Source organism: Novosphingobium album (ex Liu et al. 2023), from assembly GCF_029076845.1.
GTDB lineage: Bacteria > Pseudomonadota > Alphaproteobacteria > Sphingomonadales > Sphingomonadaceae > Novosphingobium.
In genome coordinates, this window is the sequence record NZ_JARESE010000044.1 from 184,788 (window position 1) to 200,025 (window position 15,238).

The following is a 15,238-nucleotide window of genomic DNA, read 5'->3' on the forward strand; positions in this document are numbered from 1 at the left end:
GAGAGCAAGGTCTTGCATCGCCATCGTCACATGTTCGGATAGTTGGGCCCGCCGCCGCCTTCGGGCGCGACCCAGTCGATATTCTGGGTCGGGTCCTTGATGTCGCAGGTCTTGCAGTGGACGCAGTTCTGCGCGTTGATCTGCAGGCGCGCGCCGGCGCCATCGGGATCGACGAATTCATAGACGCCCGCCGGGCAATAGCGCGCTTCGGGTCCGGCATAGAGCGGCAGGTTGATCCGCGTCGGCACGGTATCGTCCTTCAGCACGAGGTGGCACGGCTGGTCCTCCTCGTGATTGGTGAACGAGAACGAGACGCTGGTCAGCCGGTCGAAGCTGATGACGCCATCGGGCTTGGGATAGGCGATCGGCTCGAACAGGTCCGCCCGCTTCAGCGCCGAGGCATCGGTGTGGTGCTTCATCGCGATCGGCAGGCCGATCTTGAGATAGCGCATCCACATGTCGATATCGGCGAGCGCCGATCCGAACAGATCGCCGTTGAACTTGGCGGTGAGCGGCTCGGCGTTCTGGACCAGCTTCAGTTCCCTGGCGATCCAGCTTTCGCGCACGGCGGCATCGTATTCGTCCAGGCTGTCCTGCTCGCGCCCGGCCTTGATCGCGGCGGCGATCGCCTCGGCGGCGAGCATCCCGCTCTTCATCGCGGTGTGGCTGCCCTTGATGCGCGGCACGTTGACGAAACCGGCCGAGCAGCCCGCCAGCACGCCGCCGGGAAAGGCCAGCTTGGGCACCGATTGCCAGCCGCCCTCGTTGATCGCGCGCGCGCCATAGGCCACGCGCTTGCCGCCCTCGAGCACCTTGCGGATTTCCGGGTGCTGCTTCCAGCGCTGGAATTCCTCGAAGGGATAGACGTGCGGATTGGCGTAATCGAGCGCGGTGACGAGCCCCAGCGCGACCTGGTTGTTCGCCTGGTGATAGAGGAAAGCCCCACCCCAGGTGTTGCTTTCCGACAAAGGCCAGCCCTGCGTGTGCAGCACGCGGCCGGGCACATGCTTGTCCGGGTCGATATCCCACAGTTCCTTGATGCCGATGCCGTAGATCTGCGGCTCGCAATCGGCTTCCAGATTAAACTGCGCTTTCAGTCGCTTGGTCAGATGACCTCGCGCGCCTTCGCAGAAGACGGTGTACTTGCCCAGCAGTTCCATGCCGGGCTGGTAATCGGCCTTGTGGCTGCCATCGCGGGCCACGCCCATGTCGCCGGTGGCCACGCCCCTCACCGCGCCGTCCGCGTCGAACAGCACTTCGGCGGCGGCGAAGCCGGGGAAGATCTCGACCTCCAGTTCCTCGGCCCGTTCCGCCAGCCAGCGGCACAGGCTGCCCAGCGAGCCGGTGTAGTTGCCGTGGTTCGACATGAACGGCGGCATCAGGATGTGCGGCACCGGGATCTTGCCGGTCTTGGTGAGGTACCAGTGCCAGTTATCGGTCACGGGCGTTTCGGCCATCGGGCAGCCCTGATCGCGCCAGTCGGGCAGCAGCTCGTCCAGCGCCCTGGGATCGACCACCGCGCCCGAAAGGATATGCGCGCCGATCTCGGAACCCTTTTCCAGCACGCAGACGCCCAGTTTCGGATCGACCTGCTTCAGCCGGATCGCGGTGGCCAGGCCAGCAGGCCCGCCGCCGACGATGACCACGTCATAAGGCATGGATTCGCGTTCACTCATGGCCTTCCCGATCCTGTCTCTGCTGCTTCTGGGCGCGATTTCGTTCTTGAAGTGCCTTGATTGGTGGAGTGCGGCAGGTCAAGACCCGCGACATGGACAAACGGGCAAATCCGGCGGTCGCGGAAGAATTCGCCGCCGCGCTGGACTGGTGGCGCGACGCCGGGGTGGACCGCGTCTTCGCCGACGAGCCGGCGCAATGGCTGGCGCCTCCTGAACCCGGCCCAGAATCCGCGCCCGAGCGTGATGGGCCGCGTGATGGGCCAGCGGCCGAGCGCGATCGCCCGGCCCCGCGCGCGGCGCGCGCGCCATCCGCCTTTGGCCCCGCCGTTGCCCCCCCGGCCCCCTCGCTCGACATCGCGGCGCTGCCCGCCGACCTCGATTCGTTCCGCGCCTGGTGGCTTGCCGATCCCGCGCTCGACGAAGGCGGCGCCAGCGGCCGCGTGCCGCCGCGCGGACCGGGGGGCGCGCCGATCATGGTGCTGGTGCCCGAGCCCGAGCGCGAGGATCGCGAAGTCCTGCTGTCCGGCGCGCAAGGGCGGCTGCTCGATGCGATGCTCGGCGCGATGCTCGGAGCGGCGGGCCTGGCGCGCGAAAGCGCCTATGTCGCCAGCGTGCTGCCGCGCCACACGCCGGGGTTCGACTGGGATGGCGCCCCGGCCGGCAACCTGGGCGCGATTCTCCGCCGGCACATCGCGCTGGTCGCCCCAAAGGGCATCATTTCCCTCGGATTCAACATTCTGCCGCTCATCGGCCACGAATGGCCGCAACGTCCTGCTATTTTACGCTCATTTAACCATGAAGGGCTGACGATACCCATGCTGGCCACCCGCAGCCTCCCCGCGCTTCTCGAAAGGCCGGGCTGGAAGGCGGCGGTTTGGCGGGCATGGCTGGATTGGGGGCTCGAATGGGATCGCGCCTAGCGGGGCCGGATTGGACCGGGGCCCATCGCGGCGCGAAAGAGATCGGGGACGGAATTTGAGAACGTTTGCCAGAACTGGGCTGCTCGCCATCGCCTGCGCCGCCGTGCTCGGATCGGTGCCGGCCTTCGCCAACAGCGCCGCGGTCGATTACTTCCGCAACCGGGCGGATCGCAGCGCGGTACCATCGCTGCTCAGCCATGATGACCGCGAATATTATCGCCAGGTGTTCGACGCGATCGACCGCAAGGACTGGAACCGCGTCCAGCAGCTTTTCACCCAGCGCCCCGATGGCCCGCTGCACCAGCAGGCCAAGGCGGAATACTATCTGGCCGCCGGCTCGCCCAAGATTGACGCGAGCGAGCTTCAGGCCTGGCTGGCGCAAGGCACCGAGCTGCCCGATGCCGACCAGATCAGCCGCCTGGCGCTGAAGCGCGGGGCGGAAAGCGTGCCGGCCCTGCCCACCGAACAGCAGTTCGCCCGCCTGCCGTCCATCACCAAGCGGATCAAGCCCGCCTCGATCAACGATGGCACGATGCCCGGCAATATCTCGGCCGGCATTCTCGATCGGATCAAGAACGACGACCCCATGGGCGCGCGCGTGCTGGTCGACGGGATCGACGCCGTGCTCAGCCCCTCGGCCCGCGCCGAGTGGAAGCAGCGCGTCGCGTGGAGCTTCTATATCGAGAACCAGGACGCGCCGGCCTATGAAGTGGCGCAGCTTGCCGCGACGCAGGGTCAGGGCCCCTGGGTGGGCGAGGCGTGGTGGACCGCCGGGCTGGCCGCCTGGCGCCTGGGCGATTGCGAAGGGGCCGCCGACGCGTTCAGGAACGCCGCCCAGCGCTCCGACAACGACGAGCTGCGCTCCGCCTCCTATTACTGGCAGGGCCGCGCGCTGGTGCGCTGCCGCAAGCCCGAACAGGCGGGGCAGGCCTTGCGCGCCGCCGCCGCGCGCGACGAGACGCTTTACGGGATGCTCGCGGCCGAACAGCTCGGCCTCAAGCTGCCCGAACAGCACGCCGGCGCCGATTTCAGCCAGGCCGACTGGCAGCAGTTGCGCAGCGTCGGCAATATCCGCGTGGCGGTGGAACTGGCCGAGATCGGCAAGGACGGGCTGGCCGACGAAGTGCTGCGCCATCAGGCCCGGATCGGCTCGCCCTCGCAGTTCGAGCCGCTGACCCGCTTGGCGCGCGACCTGGGCCTGCCCTCCACCCAGCTCTGGCTGGCCTACAACGCGCCTTATGGCGGCAAGCCCGAACCGGCGACCCGCTTTCCCACGCCCAAGTGGACGCCGGTGGGTGGCTGGTCCGTCGATCCGGCGCTGGTCTATGCCCATGCGCTGCAGGAATCGGTGTTCCGCGCCAACGTGGTCAGCCCGGCCGGCGCGCGCGGGCTGATGCAGATCATGCCGGCGGCGGCGCAGGACCATGCGGATTCGCTGGGCTACACCGGCTCGCCCAGCGATCTCAACAAGCCCGAAGTCAATCTCGCCTTCGGCCAGCGCCACCTTGACATGCTGCGCAACTCGCCCGGCACGCAAGGGCTGCTGCCCAAGGTCATGGCCGCCTACAACGCCGGCATCGCCCCGGTGATGCGCTGGAACAGCGAAGTGCGCGACCAGGGCGATCCGCTGCTGTGGATGGAATCGATCCCCTATTGGGAAACGCGCGGCTATGTGAACATCGTGCTGCGCAACTACTGGATGTACGAGCGGCAGGCCGGCGGCGATTCGGAAAGCCGCATGGCGCTGGCCGAAGGCATGTGGCCCACGTTCCCCGGCCTTTCCGGCTCGCAAGGCGTGCGCATGGCGGCCAACGGGGCGATCGTGCGTGCCCGTTGACGCGACGCGCGAATTCCGGCCACTCCAGATCGCCTTGCTCACCGTATCGGACACGCGCGGGCCGGAGAACGACACTTCGGGCGACATTCTCGCCGAGCGGATCAAGGCCGTCGGCCACCGCCTCGTCGCCCGCGCGATCGAGCGTGACGATGCCGCGCAGGTGGCGATCCGGCTGAACAACTGGATCGACGATGCCTCCGTCGACGTCATCATCACCACCGGCGGCACGGGCCTCACCGGCCGCGACGTGACGCCCGAAGCGCTCGACCGGATCAAGGACAAGGATATCCCCGGCTTCGGCGAGCTGTTCCGCTGGATCAGCTACAAGACCATCGGCACGTCCACCGTGCAATCGCGCGCCTGCGCGGTGGTGGCGCGCGGCACCTATATCTTCGCCCTGCCCGGATCGAACGGCGCGGTGAAGGACGGCTGGGACGGCATCCTGGCCGAGCAGCTCGACAGCCGCAACCGCCCCTGCAATTTCGTCGAGCTGATCCCCCGGCTGCAAGAGGTCTAGCCGCCTCGCCCCTGCGGCAAGCCTGGCCGCTTGCGTATTTGTTCCATATATGTTCTCATACGGGAATGTCCTCGAGTCATTCTCCTGCCCACAACCCTCCCATTCACGGGCCTCCCATCCACGGACGCGGCGCGCAATCGGGCGATCCCTCGCGCCGTTTCGGGCTGGCCGCGCGCGAGGCGGAAGGGGACTGGCGCGATGTGCAAAAGCTTGTGGACGGGCCTGTGGACAAGCTGCGGACAACCGTGACCGAGGAACACCCCAAGTCGATCATCAATTTCAACGCCTCGCCCGACATCGTCTTCGATCGCTCGATCAACGCCTATCGCGGCTGCGAGCACGGCTGCATCTACTGCTTCGCCCGGCCCAGCCACGCCTATCATGACTTGTCGCCGGGGCTCGATTTCGAGATGAAGCTCTTTGCCAAGCCCGATGCGGCGCGGCTGCTGCGCGAGACGCTGGCCAAGCCCAGCTACCGCCCCGCTCCCATCGCCATGGGCACCAACACCGATCCCTACCAGCCGATCGAGGCGCGTTACCGGATCACCCGGCAAGTGCTCGAAGTCTGCCTGGAAGCGCGCCATCCGGTGACGATCACCACCAAGTCCGACCGGGTGCTGCGCGATCTTGACCTGCTGGGCGAAATGGCGCGGCACGGTCTTGTCGCCGTGGGCATTTCGGTGACGAGCCTCGATCCGCGCCTGTCCGGCCTGCTGGAGCCGCGCGCCGCCTCGCCCGCCAAGCGGCTGGCCGCGCTGGGCGCGCTGGCCGGGGCGGGCGTGCCCGCGCATGTCTCGGTGGCGCCGGTCATCCCCGCGATCACCGACGAATATATCGAGGCGATCCTGGCCGAAGCGGCCGCGCGCGGCATCCGCCATGCCACCTGGATCATCATCCGCCTGCCGCACGAAGTCGCGCCGCTGTTCCGCGAGTGGCTGGAAACCCACTTCCCCGATCGCGCCGGCAAGGTCATGGCGACGATCCGCGATATCCGGGGCGGGCGCGACAACGATCCCGAATTCTTCACCCGAATGCGCCCGCGCGGCGTGTGGGCCGATCTGTTCCGCAAGCGCTTCCGCCTGGCGATGAAGCGGCTGGGCATGGGCGGACCGGACATCCGCCTCGATTGCGGTCAGTTCCGCCGGCCCAGCCGCGACGGGCAATTGTCATTGCTGTGATGCGATTGTCCTGATCCCGATCTTGCGCCTATCGCGGCGGCCAGGGCCGGCCGCACGGGCGACTGGCCGCAATGGAGTTACGGCGATGAACGACGCCCCCATCCTGATCGAAACCCGTGGCCCGATCGAGATCGTCTCGCTCAACCGGCCCGATGCGCTCAACACCTTCGATCCGCCGCTGACGTTCGCGCTGCGCGATTATTTCACCGCGCTGCACGATCGCGCCGATGTGCGCGTGGTGGTGCTGCGCGCCGAAGGCCGTGCGTTCTGCGCCGGGCTCGATCTGGCAGGCTGGCGGAATGACGGATCGCGCGGGCAATTGCAGCATTACTGGCGCTTGCAGCGCGCGATCGCCGGGCTGCTCGAACTGATGCGATCGTGTCCGCAGCCGATCGTCGGGCTGGGCCACGGGGCGGCGTGCGGCGCGGGCTTCTCGCTGCTGCTGGCGAGCGACGTGCGCTTTGCCGCGCCCGATCTTCGCATGAACGCGGCCTATATCAAGGTGGGCCTTGGCGGCTGCGATCTGGGGTGCAGCTATTTCCTGCCCCGGCTGGTCGGGGCATCGGTGGCGTCGGAATATATCCTCACCGGCAAGTTCATGAGCGCGGACAAGGCGCTGGCCTGCGGCCTCGTCAGCGAGATCGTGCCAGCGGCCGACCTGCTGGACAAGGGGCTGGACCTTGCCGGCGAGATGGTGGCCAACGCGCCGATGGGGCTGCGGCTGACCAAGGAAGGGCTCAACCGTAATCTCGATGCCCGCTCGCTGTCGGACGCGATGGCGCTGGAAGACCGCCAGCAAGTGATGATGCTGATGAGCGAGGATTTCACCGAAGGCGTCGCCGCGTTCCGCGAAAAGCGCGCGCCGCGCTACCGGGATCGCTAGCGTCCGCATCTCCTGATCGCGCCATCGGCAACCCTGGCCCGCTTCGGCGGTTTAACCCGGCATCACCAGGTTGAACGCGAAGGAAGCGACGACATGACCGAAGAACGTATCGTAACGACGGAAAGCGAAGCCGCCCCGACGAACCACACCACGATCATTCGCGAAGGCGGATCGGGCGGCGTGGCCGGCATCTTCCTGGGGCTGGTGCTGCTCGTCGCGGTGATCGGCGGCATCTATGTCTATTCGCGTTCCTCGGCGAGCGAAGCGGCCAAGGACAATGCGGTGGCCGAAGCGGCCAGCGACGTGGGCAATGCCGCCCAGGCGGTCGGCGATGCCGCCAAGGACGCGGCGAGCACGGTCGACAAGAATTGATCCGGCGGTGATCCCGCGCCCCTGACAGGCGCGGGGCCCGCCGCGATCGCCCGACGCAGCGACCGTCAGGCCACCAGCCGCAAGTGATCGTTCGCGCGCCGCGCGGTCAGCGACACGTTGGTGATGCCTTCGATCTGCGCGAGCTGCTCGGCGAATTCGCCGTCCAGCGCATAGTCGCGCCCCAGCCGCACTTTCTGAGCGCGCCCTTCGCCCAGATGCAGCTGCGCGATCACTTCGCCGCAGCCCCGGGCCCCCGGCCGCAGCAGCAGCGCCAGTTCCTGCACCGCCTCCACCCGATCGATATCGAGCGCCAGCAGCATCCGCGCGTCGGCCCGCACTTCGGCCAGCGGCTTGGCCCCGCGCACGGTGACGCGCGGCGGCTCATCGGGGCTGGGACTGTCGAGTTCGACAGTCAGCAGCACGCAAGTGCCTTCCCTGGCCCAGCGCACGAAGCTTTCGACCAGGCTTTCCTCGAAGCACGAGGCGGAGAACTGGCCGCTCGCATCCGAGAAATCGGCCATGACGAAGTCCTTGCCCTTCCTCGTCTTGCGCTTCTGCACGGCTTCCACCAGCACCGCCATCACCGCGCCCGAACGCCCGGCGGCGGCGCCCGAGCCGCCCGCGATCAGGCTGGCATGGGTGCGCGCGCCATTGGCCGAGGCGACCGCGCGATATTGCTCGACCGGGTGGGCGGCGAAGTAGAAGCCGAAATTCTCGCGCTCCTTTGCCATCTGGTCCATGCGGCTCCATGGCTCGCAATCGATCAGGCGCAACGATTGCTCGGCGTGATCGTCCCCGCCCAGGAAGCTGTGCTGGCTGCTGTTGCGCTCGCGCGCCGAACGGTCCGCCTCGGCCAGCAAGGTATCGGCATTGGCCAGCACGCGGGCACGGTTGGGCTCCAGACTGTCGAACGCCCCGGCGGCGGCCAGGCTTTCAAGCTGGCGGCGGTTCATCGAGCCGGCCGGCGCGCGGCGAAACACGTCGTCAAGGCTGACGAAAGGCCCATTGGCCTCGCGCTCGGCGACGATCGCGTCCATCGCCTTCTCGCCGACGTTGCGGATGCCGGCGAGGGCATAGCGCACCGCATGGCTTTCGGCCGTCTCCTCGACCATGAACTCGGCTTCGGACCGGTTGATGTCGGGCGCGGCCAGTTCGATGCCGTTGCGGCGCATGTCATCGACGAACACCGCCAGCTTTTCCGACTGGTGCATGTCGAAGCACATCGAGGCGGCGTAGAATTCGTGCGGGTAATGCGTCTTGAGCCACGCGGTCTGATAGGCGAGCAGCGCATAGGCGGCGGCGTGCGACTTGTTGAAGCCATAGCCGGCGAACTTGTCGATCAAGTCGAACAGCTCGTTGGCCTTGGCCTTCTCGATCCCCGAAACCGCCTTGCAGCCGTCGACGAAGCGCTGGCGCTGCGCGTCCATCTCGGCCTGCACTTTCTTGCCCATGGCGCGGCGCAGCAGATCGGCATCGCCAAGCGAATAGCCCGCCAGGATCTGCGCGGCCTGCATGACCTGCTCCTGGTAGACGAAGATGCCGTAAGTCTCGGCCAGGATGCCGGCGAGCTTCTCGTGCGGGTACTCGATCTTCTCCAGCCCGTTCTTGCGCCGGCCGAACAGCGGGATGTTGTCCATCGGCCCCGGCCGGTAAAGCGAGACGAGCGCGATGATGTCGCCGAAATTGGTCGGCTTCACCGCCGCCAGCGTGCGGCGCATCCCTTCGGATTCAAGCTGGAACACGCCCACCGTGTCACCGCGCTTGAGCAGGTCGTAGACCCGGCTGTCATCCCAGGCGAGCGTGTCGAGATCGACGGCGATGTGGCGCCGCCCCAGCAGATCGACCGCCTTGCGCAGCACCGAGAGGGTCTTGAGCCCGAGGAAGTCGAACTTCACCAGCCCGGAATCCTCGACATACTTCATGTCGAACTGGGTCACCGGCATGTCCGAGCGCGGATCGCGGTAGAGCGGGATCAGTTGCGCCAGCGGCCGGTCGCCGATCACCACCCCGGCGGCGTGGGTGGAGGAATTGCGCGGCAGCCCTTCCAGCTGCATCGCCAGATCGACGAGACGCTTGACCTCGTTGTCGTTCTCGTACTCACGGCGGAAATCGGCCGCGCCGTTCAGCGCGCGCTCCAGCGTCCATGGGTCGGTCGGATGGTTGGGCACCATCTTGCACAGCCCGTCGACCCGGCCGTAGCTCATCTGCAGGATGCGGCCGCAATCGCGCAGCACCGCGCGCGCCTTCATCTTGCCGAAGGTGATGATCTGCGCGACGTGATCGTGGCCGTACTTGGCCTGGACATAGCGGATCACCTCGCCGCGCCGGGTTTCGCAGAAGTCGATGTCGAAGTCCGGCATCGAAACGCGCTCGGGATTGAGGAAGCGTTCGAACAGCAGGCCGAGCCGCAACGGATCGAGATCGGTGATGGTGAGCGCCCAGGCGACCACCGAGCCCGCGCCCGATCCACGCCCCGGTCCCACCGGGATGCCGTTGTCCTTGGCCCACTTGATGAAGTCGGCAACGATCAGGAAGTAGCCGGGAAAGCCCATGCGGATGATGATCCCGGTCTCGAAATCGAGCCGGTCGGCATAATCGAGGAATTCCGCGCCCACGCCCGTGGGCTTCAGCCGCGCCGCATAGGCGGCGGCGCGCTCCTCTCCCGGCAAGGCGAGCACGGCGGCGATCTCTTCCTCGGCGGCTTCGGGCCAGTAGGGCGCGAGGCGGCGCGCGAGGCCCAGCCGGGCGTCGGTCGCCAGCATCCGCTCCTCACCCTCGCGGTCGCCGGCAAGGCTGGGCAGGATCGGCTTGCGCTTGGGCGGCGCATAGGCGCAACGCTGCGCGACGACGAGCGTGTTGGCGGTCGCCTCGGGCAAGTCGGCGAACAGCTCGGCCATCATCGGCGCCGACTTCACCCAGTGCTCGCGCGAGGAGCGCGGCCGCTCAGTGGCATCGACGTGGCTTGAATGGGCGATGCACAGCAGGGCATCGTGCGCGGAATGGAAATGCGGCTCGGCGAACTGCGCCGGATTGGACGCGACCAGCGGCAGGCCGCGCGCATAGGCGAGGTCGATCAGCGCCTCTTCCGAGGCGTCCTCCACCGGATCGCCCGAGCGCGCGATCTCGATATAGAGCCGGTCGCCGAACAGCGCCTGCAGCCGGTCGCAATAGGCCCCGGCCGCTTCGTCGCGGCCATCGGCCAGCAGCCGGGCCAGCGCGCCCTCGCCCGCGCCGGTCAGGCAGACCAGGCCCTCGCAATGGCCATCCAGCTGCGCCAGCGGAACATGCGGCTCCTGCTCCAGCGGCCGGTCGAGATGCGCCGCCGAGACGAGGTGGCACAAGTTGAGCCAGCCCGTTTCGTTGCGCGCATAAAGCGCCAGCCAGTCGATCACCGCTTCGCCGCCCGGCCCGGCCTCGCCGCGCGACACCGCCAGGAACGTGCCGATCACCGGCTGGATGCCGCCGGACCGGCAGGCGGCGGCAAAGGCGGTGGCGCCGTAAAGCCCATTGCGATCGCAAATGGCGATGGCCGGAAAGCCGCGTTCCTTTGCCAGCTTGGCGATCGCCTTGGGCTCGATCGCGCCATCGAGCATGGTATAGCTGGAAAAGATCCGCAGGGGGACGAACGGGGCGAAGGCCATGGCGCGATGCTACTCCCTCGGCCCCGCGCCGATCAAGCGCGCGGTCCTTCTGATCTGGGGAAAGGCAAACCCGCGCTTGCATGTTCGGCAGGATATTGTTCTATCCCCGGCAGGGGAAATTCCGAGGAGGTAAGCGATGGACAACGGCATGACCGGCGGGGGGAATCCCCTGGTCGAACGGGCAAAGGCGATCATCCTCAAGCCCAAGGAGGAATGGCCCAGGATCGCCGACGAAACCCGGACACAGGGCGATATCTTCAAGGGCTACGTGCTGCCGCTGGCGGCCATCGGCCCGGTTGCCAGCTTCATCGGCGCGCAGGTATTCGGCTATGGCGGGTTCGGCTTCCACTTCCGCCCGAGCCTGACCAGCAGTCTGGCCAGCGCGGTGATCGGCTTCGTCCTGACCGTCGCCGGCGTTTTCGTGCTGGCGCTGATCGCCGACTGGCTGGCGCCCAAGTTCGAGGGCACGAGCAACAAGCTCAATGCCTTCAAGCTGGTCGCCTATGGCGCGACCGCCAGCTTCCTGGCCGGGATCTTCGGCCTCATCCCCGCGCTCGGCGTGTTTGGGCTGCTGGGCCTCTACAGCATCTACCTGTTCTACACCGGCGCGCCGGTGCTGATGAAAGTACCAGAGGCCAAGGCGGCCGGCTATGTCGCGGTGACGATGGTCTGCGCCATCGTGCTGGCCATCGTCGTCGCGCCGATCACCGCGCTGATCACCGGCGCCCTGTTCGCCGGCCCGGCGCTGATCTCCTCGGCCGACAGCACCGATCAGGGCACCGTCTCGGTCCCCGGCGTCGGCTCGATCGACGTCGGCGAGGTCGAGAAGATGAGCAAGCGCATGGAAGACGCGGCCAACGGCAAGACCAAGCCGGTCGAGGCGGCCAGCCTGCAGGGCCTGCTGCCCGACGCGCTGGGCGCCTACAAACGCACCGCGGTAGAGACCACCGGCGCGGGCAATCTCGGCTCCTCGGCGCAAGGCACCTACACCGCGGGCGACCACAGCTTCACGCTCAAGGTCACGGACATGCACGGGCTGGGCGCGATCGCCGGCATGGGTGCGGCGATGGGCGTGGAGCAGAGCCGCGAGGATGCCGACGGCTATGAGAAGACCGCCACGGTGGACGGCCAGATGCAGACCGAATCATGGAGCAAGTCCGGCTCGCGCGGCAAGTTCGGCCGCATGGTCGCCGATCGCTTCCTGGTCGAGGCGGATGGCAACGCCAACAATATCGACGAACTGAAGGCCGCCGTCGCCGCGATCGACCCGGACGATCTGGAAGACCTGGCGGGATAATCCGCCGGCCCGCCCGGACCGTCACAGCAGGCGGGCGATGTCCTGCTCGATCTTCTCCGGCTTCGCCGCAGGGCCATAGCGGCGCACGACCTTGCCGTCGCGGCCGATCAGGAACTTGGTGAAGTTCCATTTGATCCGCCGGCTGCCCAGCAGTCCGGGCGCCTCGGTCTTCAGCCACTGCCACAGCGGCGGGGCATTGGCGCCGTTGACCTCGATCTTGGCCATCAGCGGGAAGCTGACGCCGAAATTGATCTCGCAGAAGCTGGAGATGGCGCCCGCGTCACCCGGCTCCTGTCCGCCGAACTGGTTGCAGGGAAAGGCGATCACCTCGAACCCCTGCCCCCGGTACTTGCGCCAGAGCGCTTCCAGCCCCTCGTACTGCGGCGTGAAGCCGCATTTGCTGGCGGTGTTGACCACCAGCAGCACCTTGCCCGCCTTGTCGGCAAGACTCACCGTCTCGCCATTGGGCAAGGCGGCGGTGAAATCGCCGATGGTGCGGGGCTCAGCCGCCGGCATTGCCCGGAAAGTCGGAACGGCGGAACAGCGTGCGAATCTCGCCGATCTCGATGCGGCGATCGCCGTTCTTGAGGATCGCGTAGCGCGGCTGCTCGGCTTCGGGCAGGTCCATGACGAAATCGATCAATCCCGCGAATGTCCCGCGCCGGATCGTCTTGAAACGATGGAGCAAGCCGCCGCCATCCTCCTGCATGTGCAGCTCGGCGGTATCGTTCCACTCGATGCCGGGGGTTCCATCCGGCTCGCCCTGGAAAGTCGTGGGGTTGTCGCTCATCGGTGTTCTCTCAATCCTGTGTGGAATCAAACGCACCTCTAGGGGGCGAGATTAGACCTTGCCCGCGCATTTTCAACGATTCACCGCCAAATATGCACGGAATATCGCCCCACCGAAACCGCGCGGCCTATTGCAGCACGCCCTCATGCAACCGCACGACCCGGTCCATCGAAGCGGCCAGCCGCTCGTTGTGCGTCGCCACCAGCGCGGCGCTGCCTTCGCCGCGCACAAGCTGGAGGAACTGTTCGAACACCTTGTTCGCCGTCGCCTCGTCAAGATTGCCGGTGGGCTCGTCGGCCAGCACCATCTGCGGCTTGTTGGCCAGCGCGCGGGCCACGGCCACGCGCTGCTGTTCGCCGCCCGAAAGCTGGCTGGGCCGGTGATCGAGCCGGGCGCCCAGGCCCAGCGCGTCGAGCAGCTCGCGCGCCCGCGCCTCGGCCGCCTCGCGCGGCACATCGGCGACGAGCTGCGGCAGGATCACGTTCTCGATCGCGGTGAAATCGGGCAGCAGGTGGTGGAACTGGTAGACGAAGCCCAGATGATCGCGCCGCATCGCCGCGCGCTGGTCCTTGCCCAGCCGCGCCGCGTCGGTGCCGGCGATCTCGATCTTGCCGCCAAAGCCGCCTTCGAGCAGGCCGATCGCCTGCAGCATCGTCGATTTGCCCGATCCCGAAGGGCCCAGCAGCGCGACGATCTCGCCGGGGCGGATCGTCAGGTCCACGCCGCGCAGCACGTCGATCCGCACGCCGCCCTGCTCGAAGCTGCGCGTCAGGCCGATGATGCGCACCACCGGGCTACTCATAGCGCAGCACCTGCACCGGATCGGTGCTTGCCGCCTTGAACGCGGGGTAGAGCGTGGCGAGGAAGCTGAGCACCAGCGCCAGCACGCAGATCACCGCGACTTCCACCGGATCGGTGCGGCTGGGCAGCTCGGTCAGGAAGCGGATCGAGGGGTCCCACAGGTTCTGCCCGGTCAGGATCTCCACGCCGTGGACGATCGGCTGGCGGAAATAGAGGAACACGAAACCCATGATCACGCCCGCCAGCGTGCCCAGCGCGCCGATAATGAAGCCGGTGGTGACGAAGATCTTCAGCAGCGATCCGCGCGTCGCCCCCATCGTGCGCAGGATCGCGATGTCGCGCGTCTTGGCGCGCACCAGCATGATCAGCGAGGACAGGATGTTGAACACCGCCACCAGCACGATGATCGACAGCACCACGAACATCGCCACCCGCTCCACCGCCAGCGCCTCGAACAGCGAGGCGTTGATCGTCTTCCAGTCGGTGACGACCGCCTTGCCGGCCAGCTGGCGCTCCAGCGGGGCCAGGATGCGTTCGACATGATCGGGATCGTTGGTCGTCACCTCGATCATGCCGATGGTGTCGCCGGTCAGCAGCAGCGTCTGCGCGTCCCGCACCGGCATGACCACGAAGCTTTCGTCATAGTCATAGACGCCGATCTCGAAGATCGCAGCGACGCGGTAGGCGATCTGGCGCGGGACCGTGCCGAACGGAGTCGACCGGCCCTGCGGATTGATGATGGTGATCGTATCGCCCACTTGCGCGCCCAGGTTCTGCGCCAGGCGCGAGCCGATCGCCACGTTCTCGGCGCCGGGGCGCAGATCGGCCAGCGAGCCGTCCTTCAGCTTGTCCTTCAGCGCGGCGATGTCGCCCGGCAGGTTGCCGCGCACCAGGATGCCTTCGGACCGGCCGTTGAAGGTGGTGAACATCGGCTGCTCGATCAGCGGCGAGGCATGGGTGACGCCCGGCGTCTTGCGGACCTGGGTGAGCACGTCCTGCCAGTTGTCCAGCCGCCCGCCATAGGCCTGGATGATCGCGTGGCCGTTCAGCCCGACGATCTTGTCGAACAGCTCGGCCCGGAACCCGTTCATCACGCTCATGACGATGACCAGCGCCGCCACGCCCAGCATCACTGCGACCAGGCTGATCCCCGCGACGATGGCGATGAACGCCTCGCTGCGGCCCGGCAGCATGTAGCGCTTGGCGATGGTCCATTCGAAAGGGGAAAGGATCACGCGAACGATCCGTCGATGGCCGGGGGCATGGCGTCGCATTTAGGGGGACATCGCCAGGCTGGCAAGCAATCCGCGTGGCCACCGCGCCTCG

Annotated in this window: 13 protein-coding genes; 7 read left to right on the forward strand and 6 right to left on the reverse strand. The window is 67.3% G+C overall.

The features are described 5' to 3' along the window. Positions 1 to 26 precede the first annotated feature (26 nt). Positions 27 to 1,676, reverse strand: a complete 1,650-nt coding sequence (locus PYV00_RS13585) for an electron transfer flavoprotein-ubiquinone oxidoreductase (protein ID WP_275228807.1) — start codon at positions 1,674 to 1,676, stop codon at positions 27 to 29. A gap of 92 nt (positions 1,677 to 1,768) precedes the next feature. On the opposite strand from PYV00_RS13585, the gene PYV00_RS13590 reads away from it, so the two are divergent. From PYV00_RS13590 to PYV00_RS13615, 6 genes are all read left to right on the forward strand, one after another. Then, complete coding sequence (locus tag PYV00_RS13590; RefSeq protein WP_275228808.1) at positions 1,769 to 2,596, forward strand: hypothetical protein; 828 nt, start codon at positions 1,769 to 1,771, stop codon at positions 2,594 to 2,596. Between the two features lie 55 nt (positions 2,597 to 2,651). Continuing rightward, entirely contained in the window at positions 2,652 to 4,433 is a 1,782-nt protein-coding gene (locus PYV00_RS13595) for a lytic transglycosylase domain-containing protein (protein ID WP_275228809.1), read from the forward strand. Further along, positions 4,423 to 4,950, forward strand: coding sequence for a molybdenum cofactor biosynthesis protein B (gene moaB, locus PYV00_RS13600; RefSeq protein WP_275228810.1), 528 nt, complete (start codon positions 4,423 to 4,425; stop codon positions 4,948 to 4,950). Before PYV00_RS13595 ends, moaB begins: the two co-directional genes overlap by 11 nt. Before the next feature lie 65 nt (positions 4,951 to 5,015). Continuing rightward, positions 5,016 to 6,128, forward strand: a complete 1,113-nt coding sequence (locus tag PYV00_RS13605; protein ID WP_275228811.1) for a PA0069 family radical SAM protein — start codon at positions 5,016 to 5,018, stop codon at positions 6,126 to 6,128. 85 nt (positions 6,129 to 6,213) lie between these two features. Beyond that, positions 6,214 to 7,011: an enoyl-CoA hydratase/isomerase family protein gene (locus PYV00_RS13610; RefSeq protein WP_275228812.1), complete on the forward strand. Its 798-nt coding sequence runs from the start codon at positions 6,214 to 6,216 to the stop codon at positions 7,009 to 7,011. A gap of 93 nt (positions 7,012 to 7,104) precedes the next feature. After that, positions 7,105 to 7,383, forward strand: coding sequence for a hypothetical protein (locus PYV00_RS13615; RefSeq protein ID WP_275228813.1), 279 nt, complete (start codon positions 7,105 to 7,107; stop codon positions 7,381 to 7,383). A 65-nt stretch (positions 7,384 to 7,448) separates the two neighbouring features. Here PYV00_RS13615 and dnaE read toward each other — a convergent pair whose 3' ends face one another. Next, positions 7,449 to 11,024 carry a DNA polymerase III subunit alpha gene (gene dnaE, locus PYV00_RS13620; RefSeq protein WP_275228814.1) on the reverse strand — a complete coding sequence of 1,192 codons (3,576 nt, stop codon included), beginning with the start codon at positions 11,022 to 11,024 and terminating at the stop codon, positions 7,449 to 7,451. A gap of 136 nt (positions 11,025 to 11,160) precedes the next feature. Here dnaE and PYV00_RS13625 point away from each other — a divergent pair, with 136 nt between their 5' ends. Further along, positions 11,161 to 12,321, forward strand: a complete 1,161-nt coding sequence (locus PYV00_RS13625; protein WP_275228815.1) for a Yip1 family protein — start codon at positions 11,161 to 11,163, stop codon at positions 12,319 to 12,321. A 21-nt stretch (positions 12,322 to 12,342) separates the two neighbouring features. Here PYV00_RS13625 and PYV00_RS13630 read toward each other — a convergent pair whose 3' ends face one another. From PYV00_RS13630 to PYV00_RS13645, 4 genes are all read right to left on the reverse strand, one after another. Beyond that, entirely contained in the window at positions 12,343 to 12,837 is a 495-nt protein-coding gene (locus PYV00_RS13630) for a glutathione peroxidase (protein WP_275228816.1), read from the reverse strand. Continuing rightward, a complete protein-coding gene (locus tag PYV00_RS13635) occupies positions 12,824 to 13,111 on the reverse strand; it encodes a hypothetical protein (protein WP_275228817.1) in 288 nt (95 codons plus the stop codon). Before PYV00_RS13635 ends, PYV00_RS13630 begins: the two co-directional genes overlap by 14 nt. Positions 13,112 to 13,238: 127 nt before the next feature. Continuing rightward, complete coding sequence (locus PYV00_RS13640; protein ID WP_275228818.1) at positions 13,239 to 13,913, reverse strand: ABC transporter ATP-binding protein; 675 nt, start codon at positions 13,911 to 13,913, stop codon at positions 13,239 to 13,241. After that, positions 13,906 to 15,147, reverse strand: a complete 1,242-nt coding sequence (locus PYV00_RS13645) for a lipoprotein-releasing ABC transporter permease subunit (RefSeq protein WP_275228819.1) — start codon at positions 15,145 to 15,147, stop codon at positions 13,906 to 13,908. Before PYV00_RS13645 ends, PYV00_RS13640 begins: the two co-directional genes overlap by 8 nt. Positions 15,148 to 15,238 lie beyond the last annotated feature (91 nt).